Below are 17,950 nucleotides of genomic sequence, written 5' to 3' on the forward strand. Positions count from 1 at the left end.
CAACACTACTGTTGTTGCCTCAACATAGGCACTGTTGTTGCCCTAACACCACCAGTGTTGTTTTCGAAAAGCCTCATTAGGCTTTTTTGCATCACCCGCTGCGGGGTGTTCGGCTTAAGCGCAACGACGGCGAATCATCATGGCCAGCTGGGCAGTCGGTTCTCCCATGCGGGTTGCGCCAAGGTGCCAGTTACGAACAGATTCGACTCACTGCCACTGCCTGCGGCGCGAGACGCGCCTGCGCTACCCTTTCCACGACTCAGATATTTTCCACGACTCAAGTAGCTACCCGCTCACGCCAAACCAATGGCCGATGACGCCGGTGACAATCATCGCCAGTGCGCCCCAAAACGTCACCCGCAGCGCAGCGCGGCCCACCGGCGCGCCGCCCGCCTTGGCCGCGATGCCACCCAGCATCGCCAAGCTGATCAACGACACCACGGACACCACCCAGACCAACGCCTGCCCTTGGGCGATGAACGCCGTGAGCAGCGGGGCCAACGCGCCGGCGGCAAATGCTGCCGCCGAAGAAAAGGCCGCCTGCAAGGGCCGCGCCGTGGCAAGATCGGTGATGCCAAGCTCGTCCCGCGCATGCGCGCCGAGTGCGTCCTTTGCCATCAGTTGGCGCGCGACTTTCATGGCCAACTCTTTATCAAGACCGCGCTTTTCGTAGATTTGAGCCAGCTCCGACATCTCCTCGGCGGGGTGGATCGCCAGCTCGCGTTTTTCGAGCTCCAGGTCCGCCTGCTCGGTGTCGGCCTGCGAAAAAACGGAGACATACTCGCCCGCCGCCATCGACATCGCGCCCGCTACCATGGCCGCCAGGCCCGCCACCAAAATCGCCTCGCGGCTGCTGTTGGCCGAGGCCACACCCACGACGATGCTCGCGGTCGATAAAATGCCGTCGTTGGCACCAAGCACGGCGGCGCGCAACCAGCCAATTCGATCACTACGATGCATTTCCGGAGAGGGCATGGCTTCATCAAATGCGTGCCCTCGGAACTGGCAAGCCGTTTGAGCGCGTTTGACACCAACGCGATTTCCCACAAGCGTGTTATTAGAAACGCAACGACCAACCTATGAAGCAGCTACTTATTTTAATCACCTGCCTGATTGTTTGCACTGGCCTCTTTGCCCAAGACGAGGCACCCGCGCCAGCCGAAAAGAAGAAGCTTATCGTCGCCACCAAGGATGCCCCGCCCTTTGCCTTTAAGGACCCCAGCGGCGAGTGGACCGGCATCACGATCGAGATGTGGGACGCCATTGCCAAGAAGCTCGGCTACGATTACGAGCTGACCGAAGACTCGCTGGAGGGCGTCCTGCGCTCGGTTTCCTCGGGCAAGGCCGATATCGGTGCCGCAGCGATTTCCGTAACGGCGGAGCGCGCGCAGATCATGGATTTCACCCACACGTATTACGGCTCGGCGCTCGGCATCGCCACCTCCTACCAGCGCACCGACATCTGGTCGCAGCTCTTCTCGCGGTTGTTTACGTGGAATTTCCTCAAAGCTCTCTTCGCGCTGATTGTGGTGCTGCTGATCGCCGGCGCACTCGTGTGGGTCTTTGAACGCAAGCGCAACCCCGAGCACTTTGGCGGCAAGCCAATGCATGGCCTCGGCGCGGCATTCTGGTGGTCGGCGGTGACGATGACCACCGTAGGCTACGGTGATAAAGCACCGGCAACGCCAGCCGGGCGCGTCGTTGGCCTGGTCTGGATGTTCACCTCGATCATCATCATTTCCGGCATGACGGGGGCCATCGCCACAGCCCTCACCGTCGGCTCGCTGACCCCGCGCGTCAAAGGCCCGCAAGACCTGCACAAGGTCGAGGTCGGCACGATCCAAAGCTCCGTCGCCGACGGGTATTTGAAGTCCATCGGTGTGAATCCTACTTATTACAATAGCGTGCAGGAAGGCCTCCAGGCCGTGGACGACGAAGCCATCGGCGCCTTCGTCAACGACCACGCCATCATCGGCTATTGGGCGGGCAAAGACTTCGCGGGCGATGTGGATGTGCTGCGCGACACCTTCGAGCCCAGCTACCTTGCCCTGGCCATGCCGCTCGACAGCGAGCATCAGCGCGAGATCGACCTGGCCCTCTTGGAGTTTATCCAGACACCAGCGTGGGACGCGATTCTGGCCAAGTATCGCGCGGCGCAATAACGGTAGTCTAAAACAGGAAGATCGGGGAGTTTCAATCTGCTTTCCGGTCTTCCCGTTTTGAAATCCCTCGCCGAGGGCGGGTATGCAAGGCGATTGTAATTCGATGGCAGCCTGGAAGGCTGCTACTTAGTAGCGAGGGGCAACGCCCCTTGAGAATGCAAATCTTAAGTCTCAAGCCTGGAAGGCTTGTCCTAAAGACACGGGCATCCTTCGCTTAGGACAAGGCCTTCAGCCTTGGATATCCTATACTTACTCTACGAGGGGCGCTGCCCCTCGCTACTAAGGATTAGCCCGTTGGGCTATAGGTTTACAAATCGAATAGCATATGTCATTCGATTGAACCTACTCCATCAGCGCCTCGACAGCGTCGATGGCATTCTCCGCCGCGAGCGCTGCCGGCAGTTGCTTTGTATCGCAAAGTAAACGGTAGCTCAGCCCATGCGATGAGCCGCGACGCTCGATTCCGATGCGCACTTCGCGTGCGAGGGCCGCCGCGCCGATGCCCCAACCACGCCAGGCACCGATGGATTCCGCGAGGCTCGATCCCGGCAAAAACGCCACCGTGGGCACACCGGCGGCCGACATTTCCAGCACGGCGCGCGCCTGCTCGACGGACGATACATCCGTGAATACCGCCACCGATGCATCGAGTGCAAACACGGTTTTCAAGGCCTCGTCGAGTGAAGGCTGCTCCTCGCCATCGCCATAAACAATCTCCGTCAGGAAGCCTTCGCGGCGCAGCGTTTCGTGCTTGGAGATCAGCACGCCCGCGCGTTGCTCCGGGCAAAGTCGACGCGCCAGCGACAGCACGTGGAAGGCCCCCGGTAAGTCGCGCGGCGTGGACATCAGGTAGAGTCCGCCCGGCGTGGCCAACGTTTCTTCCAGCTTCGCGCGCTGGTCATCGGGCAGCTTCCAGATGCGATCAAACTCCGGGTGATCCTGCTCAAAGCGAATGATGTGCACACGCTCGCTATCCACCGCCACCGCATGCGCGGCGTGGAACCGCGTTTGCACGCCATCAGCGGAAAAGGTAAAGGCCGAGCGCGCGGCCGTTGCCTCCGTGTTCAACGACGCCGTTTCGCAAAGACTGGCGGCGATTTCCTGGCCGAGCTTTACTTCGAGCTTTTCGAGCAAATGCGTTTCACCGCCGATGTTGTAGATCAGCTCGGCGCGCTGGCCCTCTTTGTCGATGCGCAGGGCCAGGCTGTCCCACGCGTCGCGCGCCATGCGGCGAAAGAGGTCGTTGACGAGCATGCCGACTTCCAGCTTGGCGTCTTCGGTGTGGCCTAAGGGTTCGGACAAGCCGGTACAGACTTTGTGATGCAAAGCTTCCAGCGCACCCACGTAGGTATCGCGGTTAGCGGCAAGCTCATCGAAGAGCGCATCCACATCGGACGCATTCAACGTTACTTCGTTGCGGTGGACCTTGGGCTTGATGCGGCCGGCGGTGATAAACTGGTAGAGCTTGGCAATGCTGACGCCCAGGCGCTGAGCCGCCTCGGCTGTGGTGAATGTCTGCGGGCTGTCTTCTTTGTCTTGCGCCATGGCCTACTCCTCCACCTTCAGCTTCACGCCCTTGGCGGGCAGTTTCACGTTCATCCCCGCTTCGGCAAACGCCTGCCGCAGGTCCTCCACGAGTTGCGCAAACACCTGCACCGCGTTGGCGCGGCACTTGGCCTTGAGCACCGAGCGCACGCCATCGGGGGTGACCTCCGCGACGTCCAGCTCGGGCGCCGGGTTTTGCAAAATGTGCTCATTGGCGACCAAGACCTGCGAGGCCAAATCGCGCACCCAGGCCAGCTCCAGCGTAGGGTCGATGGTTAAATCGAACCGGATCGTGCGCTCCTGATTGCTGGAATAATTCTTGATCATGTTACGCCAGAGCACGCCGTTGGGCACGACGATGCGCACGTTGTCCAGCGTATCGAGCACGGTGCTCGACATGTAAACATTCTGCACGATGCCGATCTGAAACGGCGGGCCAAACTCGATCAAGTCGCCCTTGTGAAAGGGGCGTGCCGCGAGCATCGCCACCCCGGCAAAGTAGTTGTTGAGCTGCGCGCGAACGCCCAGGCCGATGATGACGCCCGTGATCCCAAACGAGGCCAGCATCGAGTTGACCGGGAAGCCCAGCGCCTTGAGCGCCGAGATGAGGAACATCGTCATGATGCTGATGAAGATCACCAGCGCCAGGTATTCGGTGATGGCTTCATCCCACTCACGCGCCGCACCAAATTTGATAAAGAGCGCGCGCACCAGTCGTGCAATCAGGAATCCGATCAGCGCAATGGCCAGCGCCTCAATCGAGCCCGGCCCGTATTTCTCAAAGGCCTGCTTGGTGATGGTCTCGTATTTGTTCGCCTCGTGCTGGACGGACTCCTTGCCGGTCACGACCTTGGCCACGTCACTCGCGGCGTTGTCAATCGCGTCGGGCTGGTCGGGGGTCTTCGGTTTGGCAGCCGGTGCCGCTGCCGTGGTGGCGGGAGCCGCAGGAGTTGTCGTTGACGTGGCGGCGGGAGCCGCAGTGCTTGCGTTGTCCGGCGCGGCTTCCGGTTTGGCCGGGGCATCCGTCGCCGGGTTGGTCTCCGCGGGCTGGCTGGAAGCCGGGGTGGCCGCATCCGGCGTGGCGGCAGGAACCGCGCTCTCAGGCACATCCGCTGGCGTGGGCTCGGTTTGCGCGGCGTCGCCCTCAGCCGTATTCTGCTGGACAACCTTCGTCGCAAGCGAGTTATTCGACTGGCTTCCGCCGCTGGTGTCCTTACCCGCGGCAAACGCCACCGAACCGGCGGCCCACAAAAGCAACAACCACGCGCCAGCCCAAAAATGCCGATGCATCAACATGCCTCCATGGGAAGCATTTTCCTGACCAGCGTCAAGGCGCACGTGGCATAAACCAACATCTGCGAGCGGTCTTTCGCAATTGGTAGTTTAATTCCACTGTGATAGATTAAAACATTCCTCATGCCGCGAGTCTTTGAGCAAGACGGGTTCCTGTTTTTCTTCTACAGTAACGACCACCACCCGATTCATGTCCACGTTCGCTACGGGGACGGTGAAGCGGTTTTCATCATTGCAGATGAAGTAACCTTAAGAGAATCCGTAGGCTTAAAAGTAAAGGAACTTTCCAAAGCCGAGAAGCTTGCGTCGGACAACAAATCTCTTATTGTTCAAAAGTGGAATGAGCACATTGGTTGACAAAGCTAAAGCGGCAGCCTTTGCCAACGGATACGTGACTGTCGTGATGGAGAGTGGCGTGGAGGTGAAGTTCCCCATCAAGGGCAATCCACGCCTGGAGCAGGGAACCGAGGTGCAGCTCAATAACATCGAGCTGTCTCCGTTTGGGCTGCATTGGCCGGACTTGGACGAAGATCTGTCGTTTCGAGGACTGTTTGAAGGCAATTACGGGCAGCGTAAATAGCCGCTGTATTCGCTATACCCCCACCACTTCGCGGCGGCCGCTGCGGAGGGCGTCGAGGATGCGGTCTTCTTTGTTGCCGATGTGGTCCCACATGAGCTGACGGGCACGGGTGGCGTCGCGTGCGGTGATGGCGTCGACGATCGCCAGGTGCTCGGTGGAAACTTCGGCCGGGCTCGTGCAGACGCCCAAATCGATGCCGTAGTAAATTGGCTGCTGGTCTTTATCGAGCGCGGAGAGAATCGCCTCTTCGAGCAGCAGGTTGTCGATACTCGCGGCGACCGAGGCGTGGAAGGCGCGGTTGGCCTCGCAGTAAACGCGCCCGCCGTCGGGGTCGTCCAGCTCGACCGGCACCGTGGCGGCGCGGCACATGTCTTCGATATCCTGCGCCGTGGCGCGCTCGGCGGCCAGCGCGGCGGCCTGGCTCTCCAGCACACGGCGCAGCTCGCAGATATTGCGGAACGACTCCTCGGTCAGCGGCGCGACGCTGAACCCGCAATTCGTCTTTAAAATAACCAGCCGCTCGCCAGACAAGCGGTTCAGCGCTTCCCGCAATGACGCGCGCGACACCTCCAGCTCTTCACAAAGCGTCTTCTCAATCAGCCGCGCACCGGGCGGCAGCTCGCAATGCAGGATGCGGCGCTTGAGCTCGGCATAGAGCTGATCGGACAATGCTGCGGGTTTGAAGGACATGTGACGTTCGAAGGTTCGAATGGTTTGAAAGTTCGAAGGTTCAGGTAGCTTGAGCGAAGCCAACTTTCGAACCTCTGAACTTTCGCACCTTCAAACCTATATCCGCCAGAAAGGCAGATGTTAGTCAATATTGTAAGATTGTCAGACGATTGAGCCGACCTCAGCGACGGCGACGCCGCACCATCAGGCCGAGCACCGCAGCGCCCGCCATGAGCGCGTAGTGGGCTGGCTCGGGGACGTTGTTCGTTAGGGTGATTTCCAGATCGTAGTAGTTGCTGTCGTTTGGATCGAGGCCGGAGAAGATACCCGTCAAGCCGGTGTTCTCACCCGGGTCAAAGACCAACCGCGACAGGACGCTCACCGCGCCGTTCAGATCCAGATTTTCAACGGACCCAATAATGGTATAAGTTTTCGGCTCACCCGGAGCGAGCGTGTCGCCAAACTCGTCCAGGCGAATGGTAATGGTACCCGAAGTGCCCCAGAAATCCAGCGTGCCCGTCGGCGCGCCCATGCTGATCGGGATCGTCGAGTTGCTGTAAAGATCGATGACGATGATGGCCCCTTCATAAATGGCCAAATCGTTGGTGATGACCGCGGAATAAATTTCACCCACGTCGCCGTTCATGTGGAGATCCAGCGTTGCCCCGTCGAAGACGGTGATGCTGTTCGCCACAGTCTCCAGACTGGGCAAGGCACTCGCACCGACGAACCGCAAGGTAGGCGCACTGCCCAGAAAGCTGGCGTTGGCGACGAATGAGGAATTCTCGAAGTTGCCGCTAAACTCCGCCAGTGAGTCGAAGCCAGTGGTGTATTGATGCGTGCCGCCATTGTCACCGCCGATAAAGGTAGCCTTGCCGCCAGATATCGTCACGGTGCTCGAGCCACTGGGGTTAAATTTGCCATTGTGCCGGAAATCACCGCCCAGGATCAGCAGGTTGCCATTTAGCGTCAAGGCATGGTTAAATCTCGCTTGGCCGCCCTGCATCGTAAGGCCGTCCATCGTGACCGGTTCGCTGGTTTCAAGCATGCCGCTCACGAGCGTCACCAGTTGCGTGAAGGACACATTTTGCGCATTCACATTTACCGTTGCCCCGGAAATCTGAACCGTGCCGTCGACAGTCGTGTTGTCGCCATCGATGTTAAAGACGCCTCCACTCAGGCCCAGCACATCCGTGATCGCCGAGGGCGTGTATTGATTGGCAATGATCGTGTTGCCCGATCCGGTGATGTTCACCGTGCCCGCACTTTGAGTAATCGGCGCGATGTTTTGGCTGGTTTGCGCGATGTTCAGCGTCGCCCCGCTTCCGTAGACCTGGTAATCGCTGGTCGTGCTTGTCGAGCCGGCAGCGAGCGTAACGGTGCTGCCGTTGACAAACGTTGTACCAGCGTATGACTGGGAGCCTTGGATGACCATTTCGCCGCCGCCCTGGACAGTCAACCGGCCCTTGGCGTCGTCATTGGAGTCATCGCCAGCGCCAGCGAAACCGGCGCCCCCCAGGCTGTTGTCGCCAAAGGTGAGCGTTTCCCCGCCGTCGATGTTGAAGACCACATCGCTGCCAAGAAAGAGGTCGTTACCAATGGCCATGCCCGCATCGCCATTAGAAGTGCCGCCGACCGCCGAGTTGTTGTTAAAAGTAACGCCATCAATGGTGACGGAAACGCCCTTCATGGCATAGACGGCACCACCCGCGCCCAGGCCACCGCCGCCGGAATCTTCACCACCATCACCGGCGCCAAAGCCGCCCTCTCCGGCAAAGTCCGAGCCATTGGCGCCACCGCCACCACCGCCAAAACCACCATTGCCAGCGAATGCCGCCGAAGCCGCGCCACCACCACCGCCGAAACCGCCAGCGCCAGCCTGACTGCCTTTACCGGCACCACCGCCACCGCCGCCCCAGCCGCCAGCGCCGCCGTAGGCTTCCTCGTCTGACCAGAAAGCATCCTGGCCACCGACGCCACCACCGCCACCGGCACCATCGCCGCTGCTCAGAAATTCGTCATCATAATAGGCACCACCGCCGCCGCCATTGAGGCCGCCGCTTTGGCCACCCGTGCTGGAGCCAGCGTAACCGGCAGTCAGGAAATCACCCACTCCGCCATCATTGGCCCCGCCATCGTAGGCGCTGCCACCGGCTCCGCCGAGACCGACGCCACCGCCGCCACCGGCTGAGCCAGCCTCTAAAAAGCCGTTGCCATAACTGGTTCCGCCATCACCGCCGAGGCCGCCACCTCCCCCACCGCCGGAGTCTGTCGTGTAGGAGGAATTGCCTCCCTGCGCCTGGTTATTGGTAAACGAGACATCCCGCAAAGTGAGCGCAGTGGGCGTCCAGTAGCCGCCATTGCTGATGGACCCGCCATCGGCAACAAAGATCGCGCCTCCCGCGCCCATGCCGCCACCGGCCCGGTCATTGGAGCTACCGCCCTTGGCGACGGCGTTGGCGATTTCCATATTTTGGATCGTCACGCTCCCGCCCACGACGAAAAACGCCCGGTCGGCCGATTGCATGTCCAGGCTAAAGCCGCCGCCATCAATCACCAAAGGCGATCCGTCCTTGGTCAGCGTAAACAAATTCGTGGCCGAGGTTCCGTCATAGATCAAATCTTGCGTGAACTGAATCGTGTATTGGCCGTTGTCCGGCGGCTGCCCGCCGGCATTGTTCACGGCGTTGACCAATTGGGCGTAGGTGGAAACGTTGACCGTGGTATCGGCCCAAACGGGCGCAAGGGAGGCCGCCCCCAGCATGGCGGCACAGGTGAAGCGCGGAATGCGTATCATAGTGGCAAATATAGTGTTATTACATCATAACAGAATAGAGGCAAGTGCCAGTATTCCAAAGACATGAGATGAGCGAATCAATTCATTTTTTATTCCAATCCATCCTCAACAACGTGATTTTATCCGCATTTGCGCAAAATGAGGCGTCCAATTACCGCCATCATCGGATCCGTGACTTTCCGTGTTCTTTGACTTGAAAAAGAGCGCTATCTGTATTGTAAGATTGTCAGACGATCCGACAATTTTCCAACGACCTACATTTCATGTCTTATTTGAGCGACAATCCACGCGAATCCGCCCGCCACTACATCCCCGCCGGGGACGCCGACACCAGCGCCATGCTGGAGAAAATCGGCCTGAAAACACTCCGCGACCTCTATAACCACATACCCGCCGAGGCCTTTCAGGACGGCGAACTCGCGCTGCCGGACGAGCTGGGCTACGCCGAAACGCAGACCAAAATGCAGGGCCTGGCGGACAAGAATACCATCCGCGCCAACTTCATCGGTGACGGCCTGCCGGACTACTCCGTGGACCCCATCGCGCCCTATGTTTGCACGATTCGCAATCTCGCCACGGCCTACACCCCCTACCAGCCAGAGCGCAGCCAAGGCACGCTCATCACGCACTGGATCTACCAATGCGCCCTCACCTCGCTGACCGGATTTGAGGCAATAAATTCCTCCCTTTACGACCGCGCCACGGCGCTCTTTGAGGCCATTTGCTGCTCCCTGCGCATCGCGCGCAAGGCGGACACCGTCCTCGTCGCGGGCAACCTCTACCCGGGCGACATCGAGGTGCTCGAAACGCTCCTGCCGGAGACGGACATCAAGGTCGACTACATCGCGCCCAACCCTGCCACCGGCCTGCTCGATGCCGACATGGTCCGCTCGCGCGCTGAGGCTTTGGGCAGCTCTCTGGCCGCCGTCGCGTTCCCACAGGTCAACAACCTCGGCCTGCTGGAAGACGTCGATGCGCTGACCGACGCCATCCAGGCCGCGGGCGCGCTGGCGATTGCCGTGATTGACCCGATTTTGCTCGCCGACGGCGGGCTCAAGCCACCCAGCCAATACGGCCAAAAGGGCGCAGACATCCTCGTGGGCGAAGCGCAGCACCTCGCCATCGGCCCCAACTTCGGCGGGCCGGGCCTCGGCTTGTTTGGCGTGCGCCACAACGACGAAGTTAAAAACCACGTCCGCTCGACGCCAGGTCGCTTCGTTGGCCAGGCTAAGGACGAGGCCGGCCGAGACTGTTGCGTAATGGTCATGTCCACCCGTGAGCAGCACATCCGCAAGGACAAGGCCACGTCGAACATTTGCTCAAACCAGGCGTTTATTTCAACCATCGCCGGTGCCTCGCTGATTGCGCGTGGTGACGCCGGTCTTGGTGCCATGCTGGCCAAGAGCCGCGAGCTGGCCGCGAAGTTTGTCGCCTCCTGCAGCGCGCAGTTGGCCTTCCCGAACGCGAGCTGCCTGAACGAGGTAACCATCGTCGTGAACAACGCCGAAGCCTTCATTGAAAAGGGCCGCGAGTCCGGTCTCTGGGCCGGTGTCAACGTAAGCAGCCGCATCAACGACGGCCGCCAGTTGGTCAAGCTGAGCTTCACCGACCGCCAGAGCGATGAGGATGTCGCCAAGCTGGCCGCGCTGGTCGGCGGCGAGTCCGACTCCGCCATTCCCGAGGTCCCCGCCGCGCTCCTGCGCACCGAGGCACCCGGCATCCCGGCCTTTTCCCAGGAGCAATTGCAGGGTTATTATCAACAACTCGGCGAGTTAAACGTCTCTCCGGATGACGCCTGCTATCCGCTCGGCTCCTGCACGATGAAATACAACCCCGCGCTCAACGAGTGGGCCGCCGGGCTGACCGGCTTTACCGACGCCCACCCGCAGGCCCCACACGCCGACATGCAGGGCTGCCTCGAAGTGCTTTACGATGTGCAGGAGTGGTTCAAGGCCATCACCGGCCTCCCCGCCGTGACCACGCAACCGGTCGCGGGCGCCCAGGGTGAGCTCGTCGGCCTGAAGCTTTTCCAGGCCTACCACCGCCACGCTGGCGAGGAGCACCGCGACGTGGTGCTGATCCCCCGCAGCGCCCACGGCACGAATTTCGCCACGGCATCCATGGCCGGCCTGGCCACGGGCAAGATCGACGGCAAGATGCGCGGTATCGTCCTGCTCGAAGACGGCGAAGACGGCCGCATCGACATGGAAGATTTCGACAAGAAACTCGCCGAATATGGCGACCGCCTTTGCGGGGTGATGATCACCAACCCCAACACCTGCGGCCTGTTCGAGACCGACTTTAAACTCGTCGCCGACAAGGTGCACGCGGCCGGTGGCCTCGTCTACATGGACGGTGCCAACATGAACGCCATCGCCGGCTGGCTCGACCTCGACAAGCTCGGCGTCGACGCCGTCCACAACAACCTACACAAAACCTGGACCATTCCACATGGTGGTGGTGGCCCGGGCGACGCCATGGTGGCCGTCTCCTCCCGCCTGATCGACTTCCTGCCCGGCTATCAGATCGAAAAGCAAGGCGAGCAATTCGTCCCGGTTAAGCCTAAGCACAGCATCGGCTCATTCCACCGCCATTGGGGCAATTTCGCGCATAAAATCCGCGCCTACACTTACCTGCTGCGCCTCGGCAAAGACGGTGTCCGCCGCATGTCCGCGATGTCCGTTCTGGCCTCGCGCTACCTGCTCAGCCGTCTGCGCGAGCGCTACCCGACGCTGCCCGCCGGTGCCCCCAACGCCCCGCGCATGCACGAGTTCATCCTCACCCTGAGCGAAGACGACTTCAAGCGCCTCGAAGCCGCCGGCGTGCCCCGCGCCCTGGCGATCACCCGCGTGGGCAAGCTCTTCCTCGACTTCGGGTTCCACGCGCCGACCGTCGCCTGGCCCGAGCAGTTTGGCCTGATGATCGAACCTACGGAAAGCTACACGCAGGCCGAGCTCGACCGCTTTGCCGACGCCGTGATCCGCATCAAGGACGTCATCGAGCAGCACCCGGACGCGCTCAACACCGCGCCGCGCTTCACGCCGGTGGACCGCGTGGACGAAGTCTCCGCCAACCGCCAACTAACGCTCTCCGCCCCGCTGACCGGCCTCCCCAGTCTGCACGAAAACCGCCTTTCCCCGCGCGTCATCGCCGAGATGCCGGTGGACGAGATTTTCGAGCGCGTCACCGGCTGCTGCGTGACGGCCTAGCGGCACACGATCAGGTCTCTAAAATTAAGTGGAAAATCAAAACGGATGTAGTAATATGCATTCGTAATGATTTTTCGCTGTACTCTTTTTCTATTGGCTGCACTCACCCTCAGTGCGGCCAACGAAATACTCATTCAAGATTTTGATATCGCGCTTGAAGGCGGCGAAGATCAGGAAGTAATCGTCCTCTTCACCGGGCCCAACGGGACACCACACGACATCGCGCGAATACTGCCTGGCCCCTGGTCGATCGATCTAGCTGACCTTCCGCCGGATTATTACACAGTGACGCTTTACAGCGAGGGATATGCAGAGACAGATATGAGGCTCAAGTATACCGACGATGGCTTCGTTGTCACCAGCACCTTTCCCAACAACACGGTAACGCTTTATCGCAAGCGCTATGTCACACTGGAAATCATTCGCAACACCAAGCGAGGCCGCGAACTCACCGGCCCTGATGTTGAGCGCAGCATTAAAACGTACACTTACCGCTCAACGCCAGAGTCCATACGCCACGATTACCGGCTAACACAAATACCGCCAGATGCAGACCGCAACGACACGTCTCGCGAATCCGGATCGGACCTGATATTGAGAAGACATCGATTCAGCGGTTTCTTCGGCACAGCGATTCCCAGCAAGAATGATGAGTTTGAACAAGCCAGCCTGGCACCCTCCAATGACGAGTATGATCAAGGAAGAGTGACACCCTTAATCCCGGGCTCGTGGTTTTTCATGCGGATCAGCGGACATCGACCAGAAACCATAGCCTATTTAAAAGTTCGCGTATTGGCTTATGGACTGGAGCCACCCAATGACATACCCGTTGAAGAAACTATCAGCTTAAGATGGGAACGGGCACTCGACACCGCCGAGCGCCTCGGCATCGACCTGCCGCAGTAGCGGTCGCCGACAAACCAAGCGCGGCACCCGAATGGCCGAAAGTCAAAGAGAAAAACGAGTTAGGCTTGAATATTGCAAAGCTTCGATCAAAGCTTTGCATCATGAAACGTTCCCCACTCCCCTTGTTGGGCCTATTGCTGGCCCTATCGACTAACACGTTTGCCGCGAATTATTACATCGACTACACCGGCGGCTCCGACACGGCAGACGGCACATCTCCGCAGTCTGCCTGGAAGCACAGCCCCGGCGATAAGAACGCCACCGGCAACCCCAAGGCCGCCGAGCTAAAGCCTGGCGACATCGTTACCTTCAAAGGTGGCGTGCAATACCAGGGCGAAATTTACTTCCGCGACCTAAAAGGTGCCGAGGGGCAGCCCATCGTGTTCGACGGCAACTCCGCGGGCAACTACGGCGAGGGCCCGGCCATCCTCGACGGTGCCACCATGATTACCGGCTGGAAGAAGGTCACGTCCGCGGATCAGGTCGACGGCAACCCGAAGTGGCGGGATATCATGTTTGCCGATGTGGACATGGACCTGACCAGCAACTTCACGCAGGACAAATTCATCCTGCACCGCGACGGAAACCCCGCTCGCCAGGCCCCCTGGCAGCGCCTCTTCCTGATCGATGGCGAAAAGCGCGTGCTGCCTATCGCCCAAATGCCGAAGCCCAGCGACGAGTTTTTCCCCGATATGCCACACGATTTCTACTCGTCGCCCATCGCACTCAGCGACAGTTATCCGCATAAGATTTACTACCCCGAGGGTTCCAAGGGCAACCGCAGCCTCCCCATCATCGGCATTACCAATAACGGGGCCGCGCCGGTTATCGAGCCATTCAACGGCGGCGAGGTCGCACTGGATTTGGCTCAGCCGGAAACCATTGCCGAGATCGGCGTAAAGCTCCACCGCCCGAAGTCCAATGAACCACCCGAATCGGTCGCCTTCTATGCCGACGGTAAGGAAGTTTATGTGGCCAAGATCGATCCGGAAAAGTCCGACATGCAGCGCTTCAAGCTGGATAAAAACATCACCGCCAACCAGATCACTTTCCAACTGCGCGCCCCCGGCACAGACAAAAAGTGGACCAAGCTAGAGCAACTCGCGGCCTACTCTCCCCAGGGCGTCAATATAGTCGAGCACGACGTGACCTCCGTCATTGAGGACCCCGAGCGCCTCACGCAGAAGGATGCCGATTGGTATAACGGGATGTTCGTCGGTGTGCATGGCGGCAATAACCACGTTTACTTCGCACCCGCGCGGCGTTTCGATCCGGACTCGCACCGCCTCTACGTGCCTCACTTTACCTCGACGACCTACAAGACCACGCAATACGCCTTCTTCAATTCGCCCAAGTTTATCAGCCTGCCGGGTGAGTGGGCCCTGGAGCCGGCCGATGGCGGCAAGACCCGTATTTTCCTGCTGCCAGAAACCCTCGAAAATGGCCAGCCGATCAATATCGGCTACCCCGTTCTGACCACTGCTTTGTCCATTAACAGCGCCTCCGAGCACATCGAAGTGCGCGGCTTTCTCATGCAGCGCTATGCCGGCGGCAAGGGCGGTGTGGCCGTTAATGGCAGCGGCGACGCACGCCCAAGCCACATCCGCATCGCCGACTGCGAGGTGCGCTTCATGAGCGGCCAGTCCGGCATCAGCCTCAACCACAGTGACAACGTGACGGTTGAAAACTGCTACGTGCACCACTGCCCGGGCTGGACGGTTGGCATTTATGTGAACCGCATTACGGGCTATAAGCTGCTCAACACCCGCGTAGACTACAACTCCGGCTCCGGCATCCGCCACTACGAAGCCAAGCAAGGCGTGCTCAAGAACAACGTGGTGCTCAACCACTACGGCATGCACTCCTCCGGCCTCAACTTCTACGAGGGCTGCCGGGACATTCTCTTCGAAGGCAACTACGTGCAGAACGTAATCCCGATCAACCGCAGCGCCGAACGCATCACCTTCCGCAATAACGTGGTCGACAGCCAGCATCGCAACGCCATTAGCGTCGCCATGTGGCAATCAGGCAAAGTTGGCGGAACACACATCAAGGACATCACTTTCGAAAACAATACGTTCATCAACTCTGACACCGAAGCCAACTGGTATACCGCTATCTTCGTTCAGAGTGGCGCTAGTCGGCCAGAGGGTCTCGTGGCCCGCAACAACGTGCTTTCGCGCCTTCGTGCACCATTTCCTGGCGTTGTGGAGGGCAACGTCTACCTGCACGAGACCGACACCAACGTCGCGGGCACGGATAGCATGGTCGTCAGCGACCCGGCCGAGCTCTTCATCGACCCGGCCAACGGCGACTACCGTCGCAAGCCCGGCGGCCCAATGATGAACGCTGGTGCCAACGTCCCCGCCCCACCGGCTAAGTGGTCGCGCAAGTAATACCAGCAGCGATTCGACAGACAGTTCGGCCCTTCTGGGCAAAACGGAACCTCCGGCGATACCAACCGGAGGTTTTTTATTCGAGCGAGGAAAGGTTACCTGAGGCCTCAAGGCGTCGCGGCGTCTACATAAGTGGTGACAGTCCATCTCCAGCCTTCGACAAGCTCTTGGAGTTCTCAACTCTTCGCGGACAAAATAAAACCTCCGGGGAATGTCCACCGGAGGTTTTGAAATTGGAGCGAGCGAAGAGGTTCGAACTCTCGACATCCACCTTGGCAAGGTGGTGCTCTACCAACTGAGCTACGCTCGCATTTGAGAAAGTGCAAAATAGTGCTGCTTCAAGAGCCTTTGTCAAGCTCTACGAGCATTCTTTTTCGAACATTTTCTGGAAGTGGAACAAATCCCTCATCATCAAGGCGTTCCGCAAGATCATCGCCCAGTAAACTGCGCAAAAGTGGTTTTAATTCTGCCTGTTTGTTAATCGGAAAAACCAAGTAATAGCTCAAACGCAGCGGATACTCCCCATAGTGCACATTTTCCGGAGTTGGGCCGAATGCAAACTCGTCATCACCGGATACCGACAGCGCTCGCACCTTCTCCCCAAGGAGGACTTGGTTGGAGATGCCGATCGAGCCGCTGTCGCTGGCAATCATCTCCATTAACTGCAGGTTGTTGTTTACGCGGTTCACATTAGCCTTAAGCGATCCGCTGTTGAGCACCTCAAATTTGAAAAGCTCCAGCACGATCGTTCCATCGTTATCCAGAGCCAGTGGCAGGATGGAGCGCTGAGCGATCGGCCCCTGTAGGTTGAGTTCGCCCCAGCGGTTAAACTTCTCCTGGGAAGCCCCGTAAATACCGGCCAGCTGAGAAGTGGAAATCTCCGTAAGTGGATTGAACTTCTCCACCACAATGTAGGCTACCTCGTAGGCGATGGGGATAGCCTTGAATTTCGTGCTATCCGGCAAGTGCGTCTCATCCGGTGCGGCAAGCACGGCTAGATCTGCATCACCGCTTTTGAGGTTCTCTTTGCCGGGGACAGAGCCGATAAATTCCGTGCTTATGCTCAGGTCGTTATGCTGAGCGTATCCCTCAACGACGGGCAGAACGGCGGGAGCTAGCAGGTCGGAGCCCACCACCGTCCACTCAGCCATTGAGCAGAGTGGCGTCAGCAGGGCGATGAAAGGGATAAAATTTCGCATAACCGGAGATTTGACAGGGAGTTAAAAGCGCCCTGGAGCAGCTATCAATGTAATTCTCAAGTGCATGACCCATTGTAACCTCAAAAGTTCCCTCACTTTAGCCATCACGGTCAAAGCGTTAAAAAGATCAGCAAGATCGAACGTCATTTGAGCGTAGTCCAATAGCACAACCAAAATGAACGATAACCGCATCCCATCATAAGCATAAACCCTCATTTGTATCATTTCAACTTTACATGGCCAGCGATCCATCCTTCTGTGATAATTAATCTAGCATTAAAGGAAATGAGCATGCCAACAAACCATAGCCGAAGCGGAGATTTAGACGAACTGGAGCATGACCTGGAGAAACTGGCGGATAAAAATGAGCGACGTGGCCTCATTTTAGCCAGCACATGCGCCGTGATGGCCTCGCTAATTCCAGCTCTGGCCGCCATGCTAATGGGCTTTAGCTTAACCGGCCGATCATTTACCTTTTGGGCTCTCTCAATCATAGCAGGCTGCATCCTCGCATTCACTATCTGGTATTGTCTGCTGCTGACACTCGTTCCCCCGCGCGACCATCTGAAAAAGATGATTCATGCCATCCAATACGCCGGAAAGCACCCCAACTGCGTGAGCAGCAATCTCGGCGGTCAAGAGATCAACATCCACCTACCCGAAGAACGGATTATCCTGACAGGTCCAGAGGCAATGCTCTTCCGCAAGCACTGGACCAATGCAAAATAAAAGCGACCCATTCCTGGATCGCTTTTAGCAAAGAGATTGGCGAAGCAACTAGTAGTTCTTCTTTTTCGCCAGCTTTTGAATAACTGCGAAGCGGACCACGCGCTCGAGTTCTTCGATCTGCGCCGGGTCGACATTCTCGTCCTTGGCCTTCTGCAGGGCTGCCTCCGCACGCTTCTGCGCCTCTTCCACCAGGTTGATATCGATCTTCTCGATGTCGATGGCGGCTTCGGTTAGGATGGAGATCGTGTCGTTCTGCACACGGGCAAAGCCCTGGTCAATGGCGAGGTGTTCAACGGAACCACCTTTTGCGGTCACTTCGCCGCCTTCGACAACAGTCAAGAGCGGTTGGTGCCCGGGCAGGATGTCGATTTCGCCCTGCTTGGTCGGCAGGACCACCTCATCGACCGACTTGCTGTAGACGATCTTTTCGGGCGTGACGATTTCGAGTTTAAGAGCCATGTGAGC

The 17,950-nt window shown here is 58.9% G+C and carries 14 protein-coding genes and 1 tRNA gene; 7 read left to right on the forward strand and 8 right to left on the reverse strand.

All coding sequences use genetic code 11. From position 1 onward, the window contains the following. Window positions 1-285 precede the first annotated feature (285 nt). Complete coding sequence (locus tag O3S85_RS07565; protein WP_269539314.1) at window positions 286-975, reverse strand: VIT1/CCC1 transporter family protein; 690 nt, start codon at window positions 973-975, stop codon at window positions 286-288. 104 nt (window positions 976-1,079) lie between these two features. On the opposite strand from O3S85_RS07565, the gene O3S85_RS07570 reads away from it, so the two are divergent. Beyond that, a complete protein-coding gene (locus O3S85_RS07570; protein WP_269539315.1) occupies window positions 1,080-2,162 on the forward strand; it encodes a transporter substrate-binding domain-containing protein in 1,083 nt (360 codons plus the stop codon). Between the two features lie 342 nt (window positions 2,163-2,504). On the opposite strand, the gene O3S85_RS07575 is transcribed toward O3S85_RS07570, so the two are convergent. Further along, a complete protein-coding gene (locus O3S85_RS07575) occupies window positions 2,505-3,707 on the reverse strand; it encodes a helix-turn-helix domain-containing protein (RefSeq protein ID WP_269539316.1) in 1,203 nt (400 codons plus the stop codon). Window positions 3,708-3,710: 3 nt separating this feature from the next. Continuing rightward, entirely contained in the window at window positions 3,711-4,997 is a 1,287-nt protein-coding gene (locus O3S85_RS07580) for a mechanosensitive ion channel family protein (protein ID WP_269539317.1), read from the reverse strand. A gap of 126 nt (window positions 4,998-5,123) precedes the next feature. Here O3S85_RS07580 and O3S85_RS07585 point away from each other — a divergent pair, with 126 nt between their 5' ends. Both O3S85_RS07585 and O3S85_RS07590 read left to right on the forward strand, forming a co-directional pair. Further along, entirely contained in the window at window positions 5,124-5,357 is a 234-nt protein-coding gene (locus tag O3S85_RS07585) for a DUF4160 domain-containing protein (RefSeq protein WP_269539319.1), read from the forward strand. Beyond that, entirely contained in the window at window positions 5,341-5,580 is a 240-nt protein-coding gene (locus tag O3S85_RS07590; protein ID WP_269539320.1) for a DUF2442 domain-containing protein, read from the forward strand. Before O3S85_RS07585 ends, O3S85_RS07590 begins: the two co-directional genes overlap by 17 nt. A 12-nt stretch (window positions 5,581-5,592) precedes the next feature. Here the strand turns inward: O3S85_RS07590 and O3S85_RS07595 are convergent, their stop codons facing one another. Together O3S85_RS07595 and O3S85_RS07600 are read right to left on the reverse strand one after the other, a co-directional pair. Continuing rightward, entirely contained in the window at window positions 5,593-6,270 is a 678-nt protein-coding gene (locus O3S85_RS07595; protein WP_269539321.1) for a GntR family transcriptional regulator, read from the reverse strand. 160 nt (window positions 6,271-6,430) lie between these two features. Continuing rightward, entirely contained in the window at window positions 6,431-9,046 is a 2,616-nt protein-coding gene (locus O3S85_RS07600) for a PEP-CTERM sorting domain-containing protein (RefSeq protein ID WP_269539322.1), read from the reverse strand. A 263-nt stretch (window positions 9,047-9,309) separates the two neighbouring features. Between O3S85_RS07600 and gcvPB the strand changes: the two genes are divergently transcribed. From gcvPB to O3S85_RS07615, 3 genes are all read left to right on the forward strand, one after another. Continuing rightward, entirely contained in the window at window positions 9,310-12,255 is a 2,946-nt protein-coding gene (gcvPB, locus tag O3S85_RS07605; RefSeq protein WP_269539323.1) for an aminomethyl-transferring glycine dehydrogenase subunit GcvPB, read from the forward strand. Between the two features lie 66 nt (window positions 12,256-12,321). Next, window positions 12,322-13,161, forward strand: coding sequence for a hypothetical protein (locus O3S85_RS07610; RefSeq protein WP_269539325.1), 840 nt, complete (start codon window positions 12,322-12,324; stop codon window positions 13,159-13,161). A 101-nt stretch (window positions 13,162-13,262) separates the two neighbouring features. After that, the gene (locus O3S85_RS07615; protein ID WP_269539326.1) at window positions 13,263-15,557 is read left to right on the forward strand and encodes a right-handed parallel beta-helix repeat-containing protein; all 2,295 of its coding nucleotides are present in this window, start codon (window positions 13,263-13,265) and stop codon (window positions 15,555-15,557) included. A gap of 234 nt (window positions 15,558-15,791) precedes the next feature. On the opposite strand, the gene O3S85_RS07620 is transcribed toward O3S85_RS07615, so the two are convergent. After that, window positions 15,792-15,867: transfer RNA gene (locus O3S85_RS07620), tRNA-Gly, on the reverse strand. A gap of 28 nt (window positions 15,868-15,895) precedes the next feature. After that, on the reverse strand, window positions 15,896-16,756 hold the full coding sequence (locus O3S85_RS07625) for a PstS family phosphate ABC transporter substrate-binding protein (RefSeq protein ID WP_269539328.1): 861 nt from the start codon (window positions 16,754-16,756) through the stop codon (window positions 15,896-15,898). 291 nt (window positions 16,757-17,047) lie between these two features. Here O3S85_RS07625 and O3S85_RS07630 point away from each other — a divergent pair, with 291 nt between their 5' ends. Beyond that, window positions 17,048-17,485 carry a hypothetical protein gene (locus tag O3S85_RS07630; RefSeq protein ID WP_269539330.1) on the forward strand — a complete coding sequence of 146 codons (438 nt, stop codon included), beginning with the start codon at window positions 17,048-17,050 and terminating at the stop codon, window positions 17,483-17,485. Window positions 17,486-17,533: 48 nt separating this feature from the next. Here O3S85_RS07630 and atpC read toward each other — a convergent pair whose 3' ends face one another. Next, on the reverse strand, window positions 17,534-17,944 hold the full coding sequence (gene atpC / locus O3S85_RS07635; protein WP_269539332.1) for an ATP synthase F1 subunit epsilon: 411 nt from the start codon (window positions 17,942-17,944) through the stop codon (window positions 17,534-17,536). Window positions 17,945-17,950 lie beyond the last annotated feature (6 nt).

Origin of the sequence: Cerasicoccus sp. TK19100, from assembly GCF_027257155.1 — a bacterium.
In the GTDB taxonomy this organism is placed as follows: Bacteria; Verrucomicrobiota; Verrucomicrobiia; order Opitutales; family Cerasicoccaceae; genus Cerasicoccus; species Cerasicoccus fimbriatus.

Excerpts from the sequence above, each read along its gene's own strand:
- O3S85_RS07565 (WP_269539314.1), bottom strand. The coding sequence starts at position 975 with ATGCCCTCTCCGGAAATGCATCGTAGTGATCGAATTGGCTGGTTGCGC.
- O3S85_RS07570 (WP_269539315.1), top strand. The coding sequence starts at position 1,080 with ATGAAGCAGCTACTTATTTTAATCACCTGCCTGATTGTTTGCACTGGC.
- O3S85_RS07575 (WP_269539316.1), bottom strand. The coding sequence starts at position 3,707 with ATGGCGCAAGACAAAGAAGACAGCCCGCAGACATTCACCACAGCCGAG.
- O3S85_RS07580 (WP_269539317.1), bottom strand. The coding sequence starts at position 4,997 with ATGCATCGGCATTTTTGGGCTGGCGCGTGGTTGTTGCTTTTGTGGGCC.
- O3S85_RS07585 (WP_269539319.1), top strand. The coding sequence starts at position 5,124 with ATGCCGCGAGTCTTTGAGCAAGACGGGTTCCTGTTTTTCTTCTACAGT.
- O3S85_RS07590 (WP_269539320.1), top strand. The coding sequence starts at position 5,341 with ATGAGCACATTGGTTGACAAAGCTAAAGCGGCAGCCTTTGCCAACGGA.
- O3S85_RS07595 (WP_269539321.1), bottom strand. The coding sequence starts at position 6,270 with ATGTCCTTCAAACCCGCAGCATTGTCCGATCAGCTCTATGCCGAGCTC.
- O3S85_RS07600 (WP_269539322.1), bottom strand. The coding sequence starts at position 9,046 with ATGATACGCATTCCGCGCTTCACCTGTGCCGCCATGCTGGGGGCGGCC.
- gcvPB (WP_269539323.1), top strand. The coding sequence starts at position 9,310 with ATGTCTTATTTGAGCGACAATCCACGCGAATCCGCCCGCCACTACATC.
- O3S85_RS07610 (WP_269539325.1), top strand. The coding sequence starts at position 12,322 with ATGATTTTTCGCTGTACTCTTTTTCTATTGGCTGCACTCACCCTCAGT.
- O3S85_RS07615 (WP_269539326.1), top strand. The coding sequence starts at position 13,263 with ATGAAACGTTCCCCACTCCCCTTGTTGGGCCTATTGCTGGCCCTATCG.
- O3S85_RS07625 (WP_269539328.1), bottom strand. The coding sequence starts at position 16,756 with ATGCGAAATTTTATCCCTTTCATCGCCCTGCTGACGCCACTCTGCTCA.
- O3S85_RS07630 (WP_269539330.1), top strand. The coding sequence starts at position 17,048 with ATGCCAACAAACCATAGCCGAAGCGGAGATTTAGACGAACTGGAGCAT.
- atpC (WP_269539332.1), bottom strand. The coding sequence starts at position 17,944 with ATGGCTCTTAAACTCGAAATCGTCACGCCCGAAAAGATCGTCTACAGC.